Origin of the sequence: Cellulosimicrobium protaetiae (assembly GCF_009708005.2) — a bacterium.
Lineage (GTDB): Bacteria > Actinomycetota > Actinomycetes > Actinomycetales > Cellulomonadaceae > Cellulosimicrobium > Cellulosimicrobium protaetiae.
Genome location: NZ_CP052757.1, coordinates 441,163 through 458,985, shown reverse-complemented (window position 1 = coordinate 458,985; position 17,823 = coordinate 441,163). Strand labels below are relative to the sequence as shown.

Genomic DNA, 17,823 nt, shown 5'->3' with positions numbered 1-17,823 from the left:
CGGATCACCACTCCTCGTTGTCGGACGCGCCGGTCCAGAACATGATGCGGGTACGGCCGATCGTCAGGGAGTTGCCGTCGAGCAGCGTCGCGGCCGGGACCTGGTGGCCCTCGACGAACAGGCCGTTGGTCGAGCCGAGGTCGCTCGCGATGACGCCCTCGGGGGTCACGCGGATCTCGAGGTGGCGGCGCGAGACGCCCGGGTCGTCGACGACGATGTCGGCCTCCGAGCCGCGGCCGATGACGGTGACCGGGCCCGTGAGCAGGTAGCGCTGCCCGTCGATGTCGACGAGCGGGTGCCGGGTGCTCGGGGACGCGGACGTCGCGGGGGCGACGTTGCCGCGCACGCTCGCCGAGCGGAGCTGGAAGCGCCCGACGTCGAGCACGTCGTTCTGCTCGAAGCTCACGCTGACGGGGCCGACGAACGCGTAGTGCTGCGACGCCGCGTACTGCGTGACGTTCGACGCCAGCTCGTCGGCGAGCGTCTCCGCGCCCCACCCCTCGACCTGGCCGAAGTCGTCCACCGACAGCTCGATGGTGAACTCGTTGGGCACGACCGTGCGCTCGCGGTCGACGACGGCGGCGCGGTCGTCGACCTCGCGCCGCAGCGCGCTCGCCAGCTCGACGGGCTTGACCTCGCTGCGCCCGACCTTGGCGAACGCGTTGTTCACCACGCGCTCGACGCCCTTCTCGAAGCGGTCCAGGACTCCCATGCCACCTCCTCCCTCGTGCTCGATCGTGCCGCGGCTCGTGCCGCATGGTTCTCGTCTGCCCCGTCGGCCGTGCTCCCCGTGGCCCCCTCGTGCACGCCCGCGTCCCGGGCAGACTACCTAGATCGTATCGATCACGTCTGCGCCGGAGGCCCGATTCGTCGCACGATCTCCGGACGGATGTGGCGCGTTCGTGGTGGACCGTGTGAACGTCGGGCGCGCAGCCGTCGGTGCCTGTGGGGGTGCGCGACGGACGGCACGTGGCGGCCGTCACGTCCGGCCGCGCGGTTCCAGGCGTCCTCGTGCGTCGTGCTAGTCTTCTGCGGCACGCGCGAGTGGCGGAATGGCAGACGCGCTGGCTTCAGGTGCCAGTGTCCGAAAGGGCGTGGGGGTTCAAGTCCCCCCTCGCGCACGTGACGAAGTCCCGGTCAGGCAGGTCCTGACCGGGACTTTCTCGTCTCCGGCTGGGACTTCGTGGTTCCGGCCTCCGGCGCCCCGCGTGGTCGCGTCGCCCGTGAAGGCTTGCCCGGTGTTCGCTTCCTCGAACCAGTGTCATCGCCTGGTCATGAACAGTCCAAGCGCGTCGGGGTTGCGTCATGGGAAACCGGTATCCTAGGATCGAGAAACCGGTTACCCACGTCTCCATCTCTTCCGGGTGCCTTGACGAGCTCGTCGAGGCGGGCTGCCCGACGTCGTCGTCGGGGCCTGCGCAGGGCGCACGACCCAGCGCCCGCCCGCGTTCGGAGGAGGTCGCCGCGTCGACCGACGCCGGCGCGGACCTGGGACCGCGAGTCACCACGCACTGCCCCCGGTTCGATGACGAAAGGTGAGGCACCACGATGAGACGACCCGTCGCACGACGACTGCTCGCGGCCACCGCCGCGACGACCCTGGCGGCCACGATGGGCGTGACGGCCCTGACCACGACCGCGAGCGCGGCCGTGACCGGCAGCCCGACCGGCTACGCGACCCAGAACGGCGGCACGACCGGTGGCGCCGGCGGCCAGACCGTCCGCGCCACGACCGGCACCCAGATCCACGCGGCCCTGTGCAGCAGGGCCAGCGACGACACCCCGATCGTCATCGAGGTCGAGGGCACCATCAACCACGGCAACACGGCCAAGGTCTCGGGCGACAGCTGCAACACGGCCGCCGGCGTGATCGAGCTCAAGCAGATCAGCAACGTGACGATCGTCGGCGTCGGCAACGGAGCGACGTTCGACCAGCTGGGCATCCACCTCCGCGAGGCCAGCAACATCATCATCCAGAACGTCACCGTGAAGAACGTCAAGAAGTCCGGCTCTCCCACGTCGAACGGCGGCGACGCGATCGGCATGGAGAGCGGCGTCCGCAACGTGTGGGTGGACCACGTGACGCTCGAGGCGTCGGGCGGGGAGTCCGAGGGCTACGACGGACTGTTCGACATGAAGGCGGGCGTCCAGTACGTGACCCTGTCCTACAGCATCCTGCGCAACTCCGGCCGCGGCGGCCTCATCGGCTCGAGCGAGAGCGACACGTCCAACGGGTTCGTGACGTTCCACCACAACAAGTACGAGAACCTCGACTCGCGCACGCCGCTGCTGCGCGGCGGCGTCGCCCACATCTACAACAACCACTACGTGCACCTCAACGAGTCCGGGATCAACTCGCGGGCCGGGGCGAGGGCGAAGGTCGAGAACAACTACTTCGAGGACTCGAAGGACGTCCTCGGCACGTTCTACACCGACCAGAAGGGCACCTGGCAGGTCGCCGGGAACGTGCTCGACAACGTCACGTGGTCGAGCCCGAGCGGTGACATCCAGCCGGCCGGCCCGAACCTGACCTCGACGACGTCGGTCAGCATCCCCTACTCCTACACGCTCGACGGGGCGAGCTGCGTGCCGAACCTCGTGAACCAGACCGCCGGCGCGAACAAGGGGCTCAGGGTCTCCGACGGCTCGTGCACGCCGCAGACGCCGGACCCCGACCCCACCGACCCGACGGACCCCACCGACCCGACAGACCCGGGTCCGGTCGACCCGACGGACCCGCCGGAGCCGAGCGCCGAGACGATCTACGTCGCGCCGAACGGCACCGCGAGCGCGGCCGGCACGCTGTCGGCGCCGACGACGCTCCCTGTCGCGATCGAGCGCGTCGCCTCGGGCGGCGAGATCTTCCTGCGCGGCGGAAGGTACGACCTGTCGTCGACCGTCACGATCGAGCCGGGCAACGACGGAACGTCGGGCGACCGCACCCTGCTGTCGGCGTACCCCGGTGAGCGGCCGGTGCTGAACTTCTCGGCGCAGGCGGAGGACCCGGCGAACCGCGGTCTCGCGATCGGCGGCGACTGGTGGCACGTCTACGGCATCGTGGTCGAGCACGCGGGCGACAACGGCATCCTGCTCGGCGGCAGCGACAACGTCGTCGAGCGCGTCGTGACCCGCTACAACCACGACACGGGCCTCCAGCTCTCCCGCCTCGTGGCGGGCGCCCCGGCGAGCGAGTGGCCGTCGAACAACCTCGTCGTCAGCAGCGAGTCGCACGACAACGCGGACTCCGACGGCGAGGACGCGGACGGCTTCGCCGCGAAGCTCACGTCGGGTCCGGGCAACGTGTTCCGTGACACCGTCGCCCACAACAACATCGACGACGGCTGGGACCTGTACACGAAGTCCGACACCGGGCCCATCGGTGCGGTGACCATCGAGGACTCGCTCGCCTACGAGAACGGCACGCTGTCCGACGGCGGCCAGGCCGGCAACGGCGACCGCAACGGGTACAAGCTCGGTGGCGAGGACATCAAGGTCGACCACGTCGTGCGGAACTCGTTCGCCGTGGACAACGGCAAGCACGGGTTCACCTACAACTCGAACCCGGGCTCCATCACGGTCAGCGGCAACGTCGCGGTCGGCAACGAGGAGCGCAACTTCAGCTTCGACGCCGGGACCCACCGCTTCAGCGGCAACGTGTCGTGCGACTCCGGGGCGAACGACAAGACGGTCGGCACGAACGCGGGCGGGAACTCGTTCTGGTCCGGCTCGAACGGGTCGGCGTGCTCCGCCTACGACGGCGAGCTCGGCTGGTCGTTCGCGGCGGACGGCTCGCTCCGGGTCACCTTCGGCGGCGAGCCGACGAACCCGACCGACCCGACGGACCCCACCGACCCGACGGACCCGACCGACCCGACCGACCCGCCGTCGGGCACCAACCTCAGCATCGGGGCCGGCGCGGACGGTTCGAGCAAGGGCAGCGGGACGAGCTACGGCAACGCGATCGACGGCAGCACCGCGACCTGGTGGTCGCCCAGCGGCTCGACGGGGACCATCTCCGTCAAGTGGGGCACCGCGACGACCGTCGGCCGGGTCGTCGTCAAGGAGGCCGCGGGCGGGGGCAGCATCGGGACGTGGCGCCTCGTGAACAACGACACGGGCGCCGTCCTGAAGACGGGATCCGGAGCGGGGACCATCACGTTCCCCGCGACGTCGCTCAAGAAGATCAACCTCGAGATCACCGGCGCGTCGGGCACGCCCCGCGTCGCCGAGCTCGAGACCTACGCCGGGTAGCCCGACCCTCCTCCGGGAGACCCGTGCACGACCCCGGGCGGGACCACCTGGTCCCGCCCGGGCTCGACGACGGCCCCGCCGCGCCGTCCGCGGCGGGGCCGTCCTTCTGCCGTGGCGCCGGGTGCCTCGTAGCGTCGGGCGGTCGCGACGGCGCGGTCCCGCAGCAGGTCCCGCAGCGGTCCCGGGTCCAGGACCTCGGCGTCGGGCCCGAGCTGCCACACCGCCCAGACGGCGTGCCGGAGGTCCTGGAAGGTGACGTCGAGCACCAGCAGGCCGTCGTCGGCGACGGACTCGGCGTGGACGGAGACCGCGGTGCCCACGAGCGCTTCCCGGCGGTCCGGCACGAGCCGGACGCGCGCGACGACCTGGTCGTCACCTGCCCGGAACCGGGCGCTGCGCTCGCGCCAGAGCTGATCGAGGTCGACGACGTCGGGCCGGTCCGCCGGTTCGGCGAGCGCCTCGGCGGCAAGGATCCGGGACAGCCGGTAGGTACGGTCGGACCCGCCGACGGTGGCGAGCAGGTAGCCCGTGCCGCGGGAGGTGACCATGCCCACCGGGTCGACCTCGCGCGAGGTCGGCGGCCGGTCGACGGCGGCGTAGCGGATCCGGAGCCTCCGTCCGTCGAGCACGGCACGCCGGACCTCGTGCAGGACTGCCGCGGGGATCTCCTCGGCTGCCTGACGGCGAGCGAGCAGGTCGATCGCCGGCTCGACGAGGATCCGTCGGGCCGCGTGGTCGGCGGCGTCGCGGTGGGCCTCGGGAAGAGCGTCGACGATCTTGCGGACGGCCGACGCGAGCGCGGGTCCGAGGCCGAGCACGTGCTCGCCACGCCCCGACGCGGCGAGCACGGCGAGCGCCTCGTCCGGGTTGAGGCCCGTGAGCTCCGTGCGGAACCCGGGCAGGAGCGCGAATCCGCCGTGCCGGCCGCGCTCGGCGTAGATCGGCACGCCCGCGGCGGAGAGCGCCTCGACGTCGCGCAGGACCGTCCGCGTCGACACCTCGAGCTCGCGCGCCAGGACGGTCGCGGACAGGCGGCCACGCTGCCGCAGCAGCAGCACCAGGGAGACCAGCCGGTCGGCGCGCACCCGAGAAACGTACCGCGATACATGACAGGGGGTGTCGTCTATCCCCACGAGGCTCGGAGGACGGGCGTGCGGGACGTCGGCCACCAGGGTCGACGCGCGCCCGGGCACGAACGGACGGACGGAGTCGCGATGACGCTGGAACGAGAGGCGATCAACCCCGTGGAGTGGTCGAAGGGCCTGGGGTTCGACCAGGCGGTGCTGGTCTCCGGGCAGACCCGGACCCTGTACTGCTCCGGGCAGACGGCGATGTCGCACGAGGGTCGTCCCCAGCACGACGGGGATCTCGCCGCGCAGCTCACCCTGAGCCTGGACAACCTGGAGTCGGTGCTGGCGGAGGCGCGCATGACGCTCGCGGACGTCGTCCGGTTGAACGTCTACACGACGGACGTCGACGCGCTCTTCCAGCACTACGGGGTGCTCGCCGCACGGCTCGGGGCCGCGCGCGTGGCCCCGGCGACGACGATGCTCGGGGTGACCCGCCTGGCGGTCTCCGGACAGCTCGTCGAGCTCGAGGCGACCGCCGTCGCCTGACCGGGGACAACGGCGGCGCCGCGACCGGGGTCACCCGGCTCCGGCGCCGCCTCCCCTCCCGTCGTCCAGCGCACGGGCGAGCTCGGACCGCGACGCGACGCCCAGCTTGGGGAACACGTGGTACAGGTGCGACCCGACCGTCCGGGGTGACAGGTAGAGCCGGTTGCCGATCTCCCGGTTGGTGAGTCCCTGCGCCGCGAGCGCGACGATCTCGCGCTCCTGGGCGGTGAGCAGCGCGAGCGACGACGCGGTCGACCCGGCCACCGACTCCCCCGCGGCCCGGAGCTCCTGGCGCGCCGCCTGCGACCACGGGACCGCGCCGAGCGCGTCGAAGCCGTCGCGCGCCGCCCGCAGGACGGCGCGCGACTCGGCGACCCGGCGCTGCCGCCGCAGCCACCGGCCGTGCGCGAGCCGCGCCCGGGCTCGCAGGAACGGCCAGCCCGCGAGATCGTCGCCCGCAGCGCGCAGGAGAGGCTCGGCGTCGTCCTCCGGGGCGAGCACGGCGTCGGCGTAGGAGACCGACGCGGCGAGCAGCGGCGACCCGTGTTGCCGCAGGGTGGCGCGCAGCGGCTCGACGGCGGCGCGGGCGGCCGCCTCGCGGCCCGCGCGCCGGGCGGCGTCGGCGTACAGGGGCAGGATGCCGTGGTGCAGGCTCGCGACCGACTCCGGGCGCCGGTCGTGGTCGACGTCCTCGAAGCCGGGCCGCAGCGCCTCGTACGCCTCGTCGACCCGGTCGAGCACGAGCAGGGCCGTGGCGCGGGCGCACGTCGCGACCGCCGTGAGCGTGGGCGACCCCGTGGCGGCGACGGCGTCCTGCGTGCTCCCCCAGGCCCGGAGCGCCTCGTCGCCGTCGCCGCGCACGGCGAGGAGCAGCGACTCGACGAGGACGGCCGAGACGAGGGGGCGCTCGCGGGCGCGTCCGACGTCGCGGACCTCCTCGGCCGCCACGGCGGCGTCGGCCCAGCGCCCCAGGTGCCAGCAGTTCCAGGCATAGGTCACGAGGCTGGCCGTGAGCAGACCGAGACGGCCCTGGGTGTGCAGCGGCCGGATCGCCCTCCCGAGCAGCGCCGTGCCGCCCCCGACGTCGCCGACCACCGAGGCCGCGCGTCCGGCGAGGGCGAGCGCCTCGGCGTCCGTGATCGACCCCGCGCCGAGCGCGGCGACGCCGAGGCGGACGGTCTGCGAGCGCGACACCGGCGCGGTCAGCGCGAGCGCCGCGAGCAGACGGGGGTCGGGGGTGGACGTGAGGCGCTCGACGGCGCCGCAGAACAGGTCGCGGCACCGCGGCTCGACACCGCGCCAGAAGGCGATGTCCGCCGCCGGTGCGAGCGAGTCGAGCGCGGCCTCGGCCTGGCCCGCGGCGTGGAGGTCGCCCAGCACCTCGACGAGCCGCGACATCCGCTCGAAGTCGCCGACGGCGTCCTGAGGCCGGTACCGCAGCCAGGTCGCCCGGGCACGGTCGGACTCCGCGAGCGGGAGGACGTCCGCCTCGTCGAGCAGGCGGGCGAGGGCGGCGTCGTGCCCCACGTCGGACGCGTGGAAGGCGGCACGCACCAGGCGCCGCCCACGGACGGCGGGGTCGGGTGTGTGCGCCGCGGCGAGCTCGAGCGTCGCGACCGACTCGAGGACGGCACCGCGCCGTCGCGCGCGGTCGGCGCTCGACTCGAGCGCCCCGGCGACCGTCTCGTCGGGAGCGGTCGCGGCCCAGGCGCGGTGCCAGGCCGCGCGGTCGACATCGGTCGTCACTCCCGCCAGGGCGGCGTGGGCGTCGCGTCGCGCGGCCGTCCCGGCCCGGCTGTGGACGGCGGCGCGGACGAGGGGGTGGCGGAACGTGACGGCGTGCGGCGCGACGGCGACGAGCCCGGCGTCGACGGCGGGCGTGAGGGCGAGCGTGTCCCGGACGTCGTGCCCGAGCGCGCGGGCCGCGGCGACGAGCTCGCCCGTCCGCCCGTCGACCGGGTGGAGGGCCGCGAGCAGGAGCAGGGTGCGACAGTCGGCGGGCAGGCCGTCGACCCGCGCGGCGAACGCCGCCTCGACCCGCGCGGTGACGGGCACGGGGGAGGTGACCAGTGCGCCGTCGGGCAGCCGGCGCCAGGCCCGCGCGAGCTCGACGATCGCGAGCGGGTTGCCCTGCGCCTCGGTCAGGAGCCGGTCGCGCAGGACGGGGTGGAGGTCGGGGGCGGCGTGGCGCGCGAGCACCGCTGCGGCGTCCTCGTCGAGCGGCGCGAGGTCCACGGGGAGGAACAGGACGTCGTCGAGCGGCGGGTGCAGCGGCTCGCGACTCGAGCAGGCGAGCAGCACCGGGTCGTCGTCGATCCGGCGGGCGACGAACGCGAGCACGAGCGCGCTCGACGCGTCGAGCCACTGGACGTCCTCGACGCCGAGCAGCAGCGGGGTCGCCGCGGCTCGCTCGCGCAGCAGGTCCAGCGTGGCGAGCGCGACGGCGACCGGCTCGGGCGCGGGACCGGTCGGGTCGTCGCGCGTGGCGACGGCCCCGACGACGCGCCGCACGAGCGCGGTGCGCGCGTCGGGCGCGGGCTCGGTGAGGAGGGGCTGGAGGAGCTGGTGCAGCGCCGCGTAGGGGACGTGCGTCTCGGACGGCACGCCCACGCACCGTAGTGCGAGCACCCCCTCGGCCCGCGCGGTCGCGACCAGGTCGTCGAGGAGGGACGTCTTGCCGATCCCGGGCTCGCCGTGGAGCACGACGCGGACGCCGCCCGCGCGCGCCGAGGTCAGGGCGTCGTGCAACGCCCGACGTTCCGCCGCCCTCCCGACGAGCTCCCGCACCCGAGCATGATCCCGTCGCGAGGTGCCCGGCGTCCACAGCAGTCACGTGACCGATGCGCCCGGCACGCTGCCGTCCCTAGCGTCGGAGGCATGACCACCTCTCCCGACACCATCGTCCTGGTCCACGGCTTCTGGATGACCCCCCGCAGCTGGGAGGACTGGAAGAGCCGCTACGAGGCGCAGGGGTACCGCGTCCTCACCCCGGCGTACCCCGGCCTGGAGGTCGAGGTCGAGTCGCTCAACGCCGACCCGTCGCCGCTCGTCCGGCTCACCGCGCAGGCCGTCGTCGAGCACCTGGAGGCTGTCGTCAAGGAGGTCGAGACGCCGCCGATCATCATCGGCCACTCGGCGGGCGGCGCGTTCACCCAGGTGCTGCTCGACCACGGCCTCGGCGCCGCGGGCGTCGCGCTCAACTCGGCGCCGACCGAGGGCGTGCGGACCATCCCGCTCTCCCAGGTCCGCTCGACGTTCCCGGTGCTGCGCTCGCCCGCCAACCGCCACAAGGCCGTGCCCCTCACGTTCGAGCAGTTCCAGTACGCGTTCACGAACGTCGGGTTCACGCCCGAGCAGGCGCGCCGCGTCTACGAGCGGTACGCGATCCCCGCGTCCGGCGGCATCCTGTGGAACAGCGTCCTGGCGAACTTCCAGCCCGGGCCGCAGGACATCTGGGTCGACTACGCGAACGCCGGTCGTGCGCCGCTGCTGTTCCTCTCCGGCGAGGAGGACCACATCATGCCGCCGTCGGTGCAGCGGTCGAACGCCGCGAAGTACCACGGCGAGGGCACGGTGACGGAGCACGAGACCTACCCCGGGAAGGCCCATCTCATGACGTCGCAGGAGGGCTGGGAGGAGATCGCCGACCACGCGCTCGAGTGGGCGCTGGCCCACGCGCGCCCCGCCCAGGGCTGACAGGTCAGGGTGCGAGGTCCTCGAGCTCGGCGACGAGCGTGCTGTGCTCGGCGTCGCGCCGGACCGCGTCGCCGAGCGCGGCGGCCCGGCGCCGGTACGCGGGGTCGTCGAGGACCTGCCGGACGGCGCGCGCGACCTTCTCGTCCGACGCCTTCCGCGAGAGCGCGACGCCCGCGCCGCGCAGCGTGACGCGCACGGCGTTGTCGCCCTGGTCGCGCCCGTGCGGCAGCACGACGACGGGGCAGCCCGCCGCGAACGCCTTGAGGAGCGTGCCGTGCCCGCCGTGCGTGACGACGAGCGCGGCGTCGCGCAGCACGACGTGGTGGGGAGCGGACGCGACCACGGTGACGTTCGCCGCGCCCGGTACCGCGTCGGGCGCGAGCCCCTGGCCGGTCGTGACGACGCCACGCACGGGCAGCGTCGCGAGCGCCGCGACGATCCGCCGCAGGAGCGCGGCCTGGTCCTGGAACGTGGACGACAGCGCGACGAGGACGAGCGGGTCGTCGCCCGGGGGCGCGGCCCACGGGACGTCGTCGGCCCACGCTGGGTCGTCGAGCACGGGCCCCACGTACCGGGCGTTCGCCGGGAGCGGGCCGGGGAGGTCGAACGCCGGGCTCGTCATGACGAGCTGGCGCCTCGCGGCGCTCATCTGCTCCCACGAGCGCGCGAGCGGGTCGAGGCCGAGGTCGGCGCGCAGGGCGTTGAGCCGGTCGCGCGTGAAGCGGTCGAACACGCGCGTCGAGAGGCCCGTCATCGCGCGGTCGCGCACCCGGCCGAACGGGCCGCGCGCCGGCTTCAGCCCGGCCCCGAACGGCGTGCGGCCCGGGGTGGGCAGGGCGTAGACGTTGGGGATCAGGACGTCGAACGGGATCCCGCGCGACTGCGCCGCGACCATCGCGCCGAACGCGAAGACGGACGTGACGACGAGGTCGGGCTGCTCGGCGTCGACGGCGCCGAGGACGTCGTGCGCGTAGTCCGGAGCCGGGCCGGCGATCATGCGGTCCCCCATGTCGCGCGCCTGCGCGAGCAGGCTCGACGCCTCCCAGTCCTTGAGGGGGTCGTGCGCCGGGTCCCGGTCGGGGCGGTTCGGCGCGGTGGCCCACGGGACGAGCGTCGCGCCCGTCGCTCGCACCTCGGGCGCCATCGAGTCCTCGGCCAGCACGCGGACGCGGTGCCCGCGCTCCACGAGCCGACGCACGGCCCCCACCTCGGGCGGGACCGTCCCGCCGCCGTCGGTCAGGGCGAAGAGGTACGTGCGAGGCATGGGCCCTCCCCTGTCGTTCCGCGGGCCGACCGGGCGGCGCGCGTCCGTGGGACCACGCTAGCCCTGAGGCTGCTCCGCGACGCGGCCCGGACGACCCGGCTCCGTGTCGGCAGTGGGCCGGATCGCGTAGCCGAGGGCGCGAAGCACCTCGTCGAGCCCGTCGCGGGCACCGCGGTGGCCCCACGCGCGCGAGCCGACGAGTCCCTGCACGGCGACCTCGAGGCGGGCGTCACCTCGCGTGAGCCGGAGCGTCAACAGCTCCTCCACCTCGAAGAGGTCGAGCGCCGCGAGCTCCACCGACGACGACACCCACCACGGCGGCCAGGACGACGACCCCGACGCCCGTCCACAGGAGGCCGGTCGCCGAGAGCTCCCCCCGGTCGTCCAGTCGCCAGGTCCGCAGCGCCCCCAGGACCGCTACGGGGAACAGGGCGACGAGCACGAGGGCGATCGTGGTCCCCCAGTCCCTCCGCCAGGCCCGTCGTCGTGCCATCGCCTCCCCGTCCGTCGCCGCCGACGGCATCCAACCCTAGATCTGCTAGGGTCAGTACCCCTAGAAGAACTAGGCATAGGAGTGCCATGCGTATCGACAAGGACCTCGTGGCCGCGTCGGCCACCCCGCTCGTGCTCGGGATCCTCGCCGACGGCGAGTCGTACGGGTACGCGATCCTCAAGCGCGTCGACGAGCTCTCGGGCGGTCGCATGCAGTGGACCGACGGCATGCTGTACCCGCTGCTGCACCGGCTGGAGCGGCTCGGGTTCGTCGAGGCGTCGTGGGGCACGTCCGACGTCGGGCGGCGCCGCAAGCACTACGCGATCACCCCGGCCGGACGCGAGGCGCTCGTCGAGCGCCAGGCGCAGTGGGACGTCGTCGCGCACGCGCTCCACCAGGTCTGGCGCACGGCGCAGGACGGGCTGCTGACCCCGCCGCGCGTCGCGGAGGGGTGGGCCTGATGGGCGCCGCGACCGCGCCGACCGACGGGGCGAGCCCCGGCCCGCACGCCGCGCTCGAGGCCCAGATCGACCAGTGGCGCGGGTACGTCCGTCGCCGTGAGGCCATCTCCGCGTCGGACGTCGACGAGATGGAGGACCACCTGCGCGAGCGGGTCGAGGACCTGCGCGCGACCGGTCTCGACGACGACGAGGCGTTCCTCGTCGCGGTGAAGCGCATGGGCACGCTCGACGACCTGTCGCGCGAGTTCGCGCAGGAGCACTCCGAGCGGCTGTGGAAGCAGCTCGTCCTCGTCGGCGAGCAGCCCGGCCGCACGCGGTCGTGGCGCGAGCTCGCGGTCGTGCTCGGGCTCGCCGTCGCGGCGGGCGTCGCGGTCAAGGTCGCGACGGCGGTCCTCGACGAGATGACGGTCGCGCTCAACGTCGGGCTCCTCGTCCTGCCGTTCCTCACGGCCTACCTCGCGTGGAAGCGACAGGTCACCGCGCGGATCGTCGGGGCGCTCGCCGTGCCGTTCGTGGTGCTCGGCGTCGTGCTCAACGTGTACCCGTTCGAGCCCACGGGCTCGACCCTGGTGCTCGCGGCGCTCGCCGCGCCCGTGACGCTGTGGGCCGTCGTCGGGCTCGCGTACGTCGGGGGCCGCTGGCGCTCGGACGCGCGCCGCATGGACTTCGCGCGCTTCACCGGCGAGCTCGCCGTGTACTACACGCTGCTCGCGCTCGGCGGCGGCGTCCTGCTCGGCCTCACCGCGGGCGTCTTCTCCCTCGCCGACGTCGACCTCGAGCCCTACCTCGAGGACTGGATCCTGCCGCTGTGCGTCCCGGCGGCGCTGATCGTCGCCGCGTGGCTCGTCGAGGCCAAGCAGAACGTCGTCGAGAACATCGCGCCCGTCCTCACGCGCGTCTTCACGCCGCTGACGCTCGTCATGCTGCTCGCCGTGTTCGTCGTCCTCGCGACCGCGGGGAACCTCGCGGCCGTCGACCGCGAGCTGCTCATCCTCATGGACGCGATCCTCGTGCTCGTCCTGTGCCTGCTGCTGTACTCCGTCTCGGCGCGCGACCCGCTCGCGCCGCGGTCGTTCTTCGACGGGCTCCAGGTCGTCCTCGTCGTCGCGGCGCTCGCGGTCGACGCCGTCGCGCTCACCGCGATGCTCACGCGCATCGCGGAGTTCGGCGTCAGCCCCAACAAGGCCGCCGCGCTCGGGCTCAACCTGCTCCTGCTCGTGCACCTCGTGTGGTCCGCCGTCCTCGCGACGGCGTTCCTGCGCGGGCGACGACCGTTCGCCGACCTCGTGGCGTGGCAGACCCGGTTCCTGCCGGTGTACGCCGCGTGGGCGGCGATCGTCGCCGTCGTGTTCCCTCCGGTCTTCGGGTTCGTCTGACGGACGGCGAGCGGCGACGCCCCGGCGGAGCGTGGCGCGACGGAGGGGGTCGGCGCCCGTCTGGTCTCGAGGTCGACGTGCTCGCGGGCGAGCTGCACCGCCGACGAGCGCCCGTGGACCCCGGGGCGGGCACCAGGGTGCGGCACGGGCGCTTTCCGGTGGGCGGGACGACAGCGTGGGCTCATGAACACTCACCCCGCACACCGAGCTCCGCGCACCCGGGCGCACGTCGTCCGCCCGGCCCTCGCGATCGCCGCGGCGATCGTCGTCCTCGTCGCCTGCTGGGCGTCGATCGTCCCCACCGCCCACGCCGCCACGACCGGGCCGACGGCGTCGAGCCGCGTCGGCGCGACCGCCCCGCCTCCGGTCGTGCAGACCGCCGACGGAGCACTCCGCGGCGTCGTGACCGCCTCGGGGGTCGAGTTCCGCGGCGTCCCGTACGCGGCGCCGCCCGTCGGCGAGCTCCGCTGGACGCCCCCGCAGCCTCCCGCGCGCTGGTCCACGACCCGCGACGCGACGACCTTCCCCCCGGTCTGCCCGCAGGCTCCGCCGAGCCCGTACGGGCAGAGCGAGGACTGCCTGTACCTCAACGTCACGGTGCCGCACCGTGACCCGGGGGCGTCAGGTGCGCTGCCCGTGATCGTCTGGTTCCACGGTGGCGGGCTCTCGATCGGCGAGGGCGCGGACTACGACGCGTCGAAGCTCGCGGGCGAGGGCGCCGTCGTCGTGACGGTCGACTACCGGCTCGGGCTGCTCGGCTTTCTCGCCCACCCGGCGCTCGCCGGCACGCCCGGCGGCCCGACCGGGAACTTCGGCTACCAGGACCAGCAGGCGGCGCTCCGGTGGGTCCGGGAGAACGTCGCGCAGTTCGGCGGCGACCCGGGGAACGTCACGATCGCCGGCCAGTCCGCCGGGGGGCTCTCGGTGCTCGCGCAGCTCGCGTCGCCGGGGGCGAAGGGGCTGTTCCACCGCGCGGTGATCCAGAGCGGGGCCTTCGCGCTCGAGCAGCAGACGCTCGCCGAGGCCGAGGCTGCCGGCCGGGCCAGCGCGTCCGCCGTCGGGTGCGCGGACCAGTCGGCCGACTGCCTGCGTCAGGTTCCTGTCGACGTGCTGGTCGCCAACGCCCCGGTCTCCATCACCCCGGGGTACGTGGACGGGGCCGTCCTGCGCGAGTCGGTCGGCACGGCCGTCGCGAGCGGTCGCTTCCACCGCGTGCCGATCGTCAACGGGTCGAACACCCAGGAGGAGCGGATCTTCACGACCCTGGGTCTCAGCGTGACGCAGGGCGCGACCGTCCCGCTCGCAGGCCCGGTCGACGCGTCGAGCTACGTGTCGACGATCGCGACCAACTTCGGCATCAGCCGGTCGAAGGCGGCTCTCGTCGCCGCGGCGTACCCGCTGTCGCGGTACGCCTCTGCGGCCCATGCGTTCTCCACGCTGAACTCGGACGCGAACTTCTCCTGCCCCGCCTACGCGCTCGACGTCGCGGCGTCGCGGTACGTCCCCACGTTCGCCTACGAGTTCAACGACGCGGACGCGCCCGAGCGGTTCGTCCCGGACTCGCTCGGCGCACCTCTCGCCGCCACGCACCAGTCGGAGCTGCAGTACCTGTTCGACCTCCCCGCGGCACCCCTGCCCGGGTCGCTGTCTCCGGAGCAGGAGCAGCTCGCGTCGACGATGCGCGCCTCGTGGGTGCAGTTCGCGACGTCCGGTGACCCCTCGACGGCGGAGACGCCGTGGGCGAGGTTCCGGCCGCTGACGCCGCGGGTGCTCTCGCTCGAGACCCCGGCGACGCAGGTCGAGAAGGACTTCGCGCTCACGCACCGGTGCGGCGTCTGGGCGGCCGTCGCGGTGCTCGGCACGCTCTGAGCCCTCGGGCTCACGGCCCCGTGGTCTCGCGCGCCTGCCGCGGGAGCACGGGGCCGATCTCGGTGCGCGTCGCGATGCCGAGCTTGGTGTAGACCTTCCGCAGGTGCCACTCGACGGTGCGGGGGCTGAGGAACAGGCGGCCGGCGATCTGCGGGTTGGAGAGCCCGTCCGCGGCCAGCCGGGCGATCTGGGCCTCCTGCTCCGTCAGGCTCACCGGTGCCTCGACGGACCGTCGGCGGGCCGTCGCGCCGGTCGCCGCGAGCTCGCGCCGGGCGCGCTCCGCGAACGCGTGCGCGCCCATCGCGTCGAGCAGCTCGTGGGCCGGGCCGAGCTGGGCGCGCGCGTCGACGCGACGGCCCTCGCGTCGCAGCCACTCGCCGTACACGAGGCGCGTGCGCGCGGTGAACCACTCCATCGGGGTCCGGGACAGGTGCTCGAGCGCCGCCCGGAAGTGCGCCTCGGCGTCGTCCCCGTGCGCGAGCAGGCCGCGGCTGCGCGCCGCCGTCCCGAGCGCCCAGTCGGTGCCGGACGCGTCGGCGATCGCGGCCACGCGTGCCATCGCCGCGTCGGCACGCTCCGGGGCACCGCTCCGGGCGGCCGCCTCGACGAGCTCGACCATCGCCCACGTGGCGATGCCGAGCTCCTCGGGGTGCGCCGCCGCGCGCTCGGCGGCGACGAGCGCCTCCTCGTAGCGCCCGTGACCGTTCTGGAGCATGGCGCTCGCCCAGGCGCACGCGGAGATCCACTGACCCTCGTGCCGTCGTGCGGCCTCGCGCTCCAGGTCCGCCACCAGCCCGGCGAGCGGCTGCTCCTGCCCCCGCCAGGCGGCCAGGACGAGCGGACCGTACGGGGGCATGATGTCGCCCGTCGTGTGGACCAGGACCGCGCACTCGTCCGACATGGCCTCGGCTCGGGGAAGCCTGCCGGCGAAGAGCTGCAGCGCCATCCCCGACATGAGCGCCGCGCGGAGCATCCGGAGCCGCCCCTGGTCCCGCGCGACCTCGATCGTCCGTTCGGTGACGGCCTCCCACGCCCGGTCGTCCCACAGGTCGTGGGCCACGCGCGCCGCGAGCGGGTGCCAGTGCATCGCCGCCTCCGACGGGTCCGGGTCGGCGAGCACGCCCTGGAGCGCCTCGCGCAGCAGCGGCGCTCCCTGCGCGGGCCCGTCGACGAGCAGGGCTGCGAGGCCGGCGAGGAGGAGGTCCGTCGGAGCGGAGCCGGGTGCCGGGAGCACGCCGGACCGGCGCACCTCCCGCGCGACCGGGAGCATCCCGTCGCCCCGCGCGAGGCGCCCGGCCGTGCCCGCGGCGTAGAACGCGTCGCGGTAGGTCTCGCGCGCGAGCTCGGCGTCCACCGGCTCCAGGCGTCGGGCGGCGTCGAGCAGCGACGCCTCGGCGCCGTTCCCCGTCGCCACGGCGATCTGCGCGCGAAGGAGCTGCGCCCGGGCCATGGCCCGCTCGTCGAGCGGGCCGGTCTCGGCGATGGCGAGGAGCCGGAGCGCCGCCTCGGGCGCGCCGGCGTCGAACTTGGCCTGCGCGGCAGCCAGCGCTCGCTCGACACGTGCCCGTGGGTCACCGGTGAGCTCGGCGGCACGCTCCCAGAACGCCGCGGCCGCGGCCAGACCTCCACGGGCCAGCGCCCGGCCCGCGGACCGCTCGAGCTCGACGGCCACCGCGTCGTCGAGCCCGTCGGCGGCATGCGCGAGGTGCCAGGCGCGCCGGTCGGAGTCGCCCGCGGCGGCGGTGGCCTCGGCCAGGGCGCGGTGCACGAGCCGCCGCTCCGGAGCGGCGGCCGACGTGTAGACGGCCGACCGCACGAGCGGGTGCCGGAACCGCACGTCGCCCGTGAAGTCGGCGAGCTCTTCCGCCTCGGCGGGAGCGGCGTCGGCGACGCTCAGCCGCAGGGCCGTCGCGGCCCGCCAGATCAGCGCCGGGTCCTGTCGCGGCTCCGCCGCGGCGACGAGGAGGAGCTGACGCGTCCGCCCGGGCAGTGCGGCGACCCGGCGCGCGTAGCTCTGCTCGATCCGCCCGCGCAGGGAGCGGAGGTCCGGGACGTGGTACCCGCCCGCGAGCTGGTCCGGGGAGAGCTCGCGCGGCAGCTCCAGCAGCGCCAGCGGGTTGCCGTCGGCCTCGGCGAGCAGCCGCCGCACGACGTCCTCGTCGAGGCGGCCCGGGACGACCGAGCGGAGCAGGACCCTGGCGTCCCGGTCTCGTAGCCGCCCGAGCCGGAGCTCGGGCAGGCCGTGCTCGACCGCGTCACCCGGCGAGGCGCGGCTCGCGGTGATGACGCCGACAGGCTCCGCGTCGATCCGCCGGACGACGAAGGCCAGCACCTGGTCCGACGCGTCGTCGAGCCAGTGCACGTCGTCGACGAGGCAGACCAGCGGTCGCTCCCTCGCCGCCTCCGAGAGCAGGCCGAGCGTCGCGAGACCGGTGAGGAACCGGTCGGGCGGAGGGCCCGCCGACAACCCGAACGCCGACCCGAGGGCCTGCTGCTGCGGTGAGGGCAGCCTCGTGAGGAGGTGCAGCAGCGGCGCGCAGAGCTGGTGGAGGCCCGCGTACGCCAGCTCCATCTCCGACTCGACGCCCGTGACGTGGACGACCGTGCAGCCGGCGGCCCCCGCCTCGGCGTACGCCAGCAGCGAGGTCTTCCCCGACCCTGCCTCGCCGCGGACCGCCAGGGTCCGCCCGTGGCCCGCGCGGACGTCCGCGAGCAGGGCGTCGAGCGTGGCGCACTCCGGTTCGCGACCGACCAGACCTGCCGCCGTGGGGAAGGCTGTGCTCATCGGGTGCGTCCT

The 17,823-nt window shown here is 74.4% G+C and carries 12 protein-coding genes and 1 tRNA gene; 7 read left to right on the top strand and 6 right to left on the bottom strand.

The genetic code is table 11. The features are described from left to right. Positions 1-4: 4 nt before the first annotated feature. Positions 5-712 carry an FhaA domain-containing protein gene (locus FIC82_RS02045; RefSeq protein WP_154797372.1) on the bottom strand — a complete coding sequence of 236 codons (708 nt, stop codon included), beginning with the start codon at positions 710-712 and terminating at the stop codon, positions 5-7. Positions 713-1,038: 326 nt separating this feature from the next. On the opposite strand from FIC82_RS02045, the gene FIC82_RS02040 reads away from it, so the two are divergent. Next, positions 1,039-1,121 (top strand) — tRNA-Leu (locus tag FIC82_RS02040). Positions 1,122-1,548: 427 nt separating this feature from the next. Continuing rightward, positions 1,549-4,251: a pectate lyase family protein gene (locus FIC82_RS02035; protein ID WP_154797371.1), complete on the top strand. Its 2,703-nt coding sequence runs from the start codon at positions 1,549-1,551 to the stop codon at positions 4,249-4,251. Here FIC82_RS02035 and FIC82_RS02025 read toward each other — a convergent pair. Next, positions 4,239-5,336, bottom strand: a complete 1,098-nt coding sequence (locus FIC82_RS02025; RefSeq protein WP_168731405.1) for a helix-turn-helix transcriptional regulator — start codon at positions 5,334-5,336, stop codon at positions 4,239-4,241. The two genes, FIC82_RS02035 and FIC82_RS02025, sit on opposite strands and share 13 nt — an antisense overlap. Positions 5,337-5,471: 135 nt before the next feature. Here FIC82_RS02025 and FIC82_RS02020 point away from each other — a divergent pair, with 135 nt between their 5' ends. Then, positions 5,472-5,867, top strand: coding sequence for a RidA family protein (locus tag FIC82_RS02020; protein ID WP_154799734.1), 396 nt, complete (start codon positions 5,472-5,474; stop codon positions 5,865-5,867). A gap of 30 nt (positions 5,868-5,897) precedes the next feature. Here FIC82_RS02020 and FIC82_RS02015 read toward each other — a convergent pair whose 3' ends face one another. After that, a complete protein-coding gene (locus FIC82_RS02015) occupies positions 5,898-8,654 on the bottom strand; it encodes a helix-turn-helix transcriptional regulator (protein ID WP_154797370.1) in 2,757 nt (918 codons plus the stop codon). Positions 8,655-8,744: 90 nt separating this feature from the next. On the opposite strand from FIC82_RS02015, the gene FIC82_RS02010 reads away from it, so the two are divergent. Beyond that, positions 8,745-9,563: an alpha/beta hydrolase gene (locus FIC82_RS02010; RefSeq protein WP_154797369.1), complete on the top strand. Its 819-nt coding sequence runs from the start codon at positions 8,745-8,747 to the stop codon at positions 9,561-9,563. Between the two features lie 4 nt (positions 9,564-9,567). Here FIC82_RS02010 and FIC82_RS02005 read toward each other — a convergent pair whose 3' ends face one another. Both FIC82_RS02005 and FIC82_RS02000 read right to left on the bottom strand, forming a co-directional pair. Next, the gene (locus FIC82_RS02005; RefSeq protein ID WP_154797368.1) at positions 9,568-10,827 is read right to left on the bottom strand and encodes a glycosyltransferase; all 1,260 of its coding nucleotides are present in this window, start codon (positions 10,825-10,827) and stop codon (positions 9,568-9,570) included. A 57-nt stretch (positions 10,828-10,884) separates the two neighbouring features. Beyond that, positions 10,885-11,136, bottom strand: coding sequence for a hypothetical protein (locus FIC82_RS02000; RefSeq protein WP_154797367.1), 252 nt, complete (start codon positions 11,134-11,136; stop codon positions 10,885-10,887). Positions 11,137-11,406: 270 nt separating this feature from the next. On the opposite strand from FIC82_RS02000, the gene FIC82_RS01995 reads away from it, so the two are divergent. From FIC82_RS01995 to FIC82_RS01985, 3 genes are all read left to right on the top strand, one after another. After that, positions 11,407-11,781, top strand: coding sequence for a PadR family transcriptional regulator (locus FIC82_RS01995; RefSeq protein WP_154797366.1), 375 nt, complete (start codon positions 11,407-11,409; stop codon positions 11,779-11,781). Beyond that, the gene (locus tag FIC82_RS01990) at positions 11,781-13,157 is read left to right on the top strand and encodes a permease prefix domain 1-containing protein (protein WP_154797365.1); all 1,377 of its coding nucleotides are present in this window, start codon (positions 11,781-11,783) and stop codon (positions 13,155-13,157) included. Before FIC82_RS01995 ends, FIC82_RS01990 begins: the two co-directional genes overlap by 1 nt. Before the next feature lie 183 nt (positions 13,158-13,340). Then, entirely contained in the window at positions 13,341-15,026 is a 1,686-nt protein-coding gene (locus FIC82_RS01985) for a carboxylesterase/lipase family protein (RefSeq protein ID WP_154797364.1), read from the top strand. Positions 15,027-15,036: 10 nt separating this feature from the next. Here FIC82_RS01985 and FIC82_RS01980 read toward each other — a convergent pair whose 3' ends face one another. Beyond that, positions 15,037-17,811, bottom strand: coding sequence for an ATP-binding protein (locus FIC82_RS01980; RefSeq protein ID WP_154797363.1), 2,775 nt, complete (start codon positions 17,809-17,811; stop codon positions 15,037-15,039). Between the last annotated feature and the right edge of the window lie 12 nt (positions 17,812-17,823).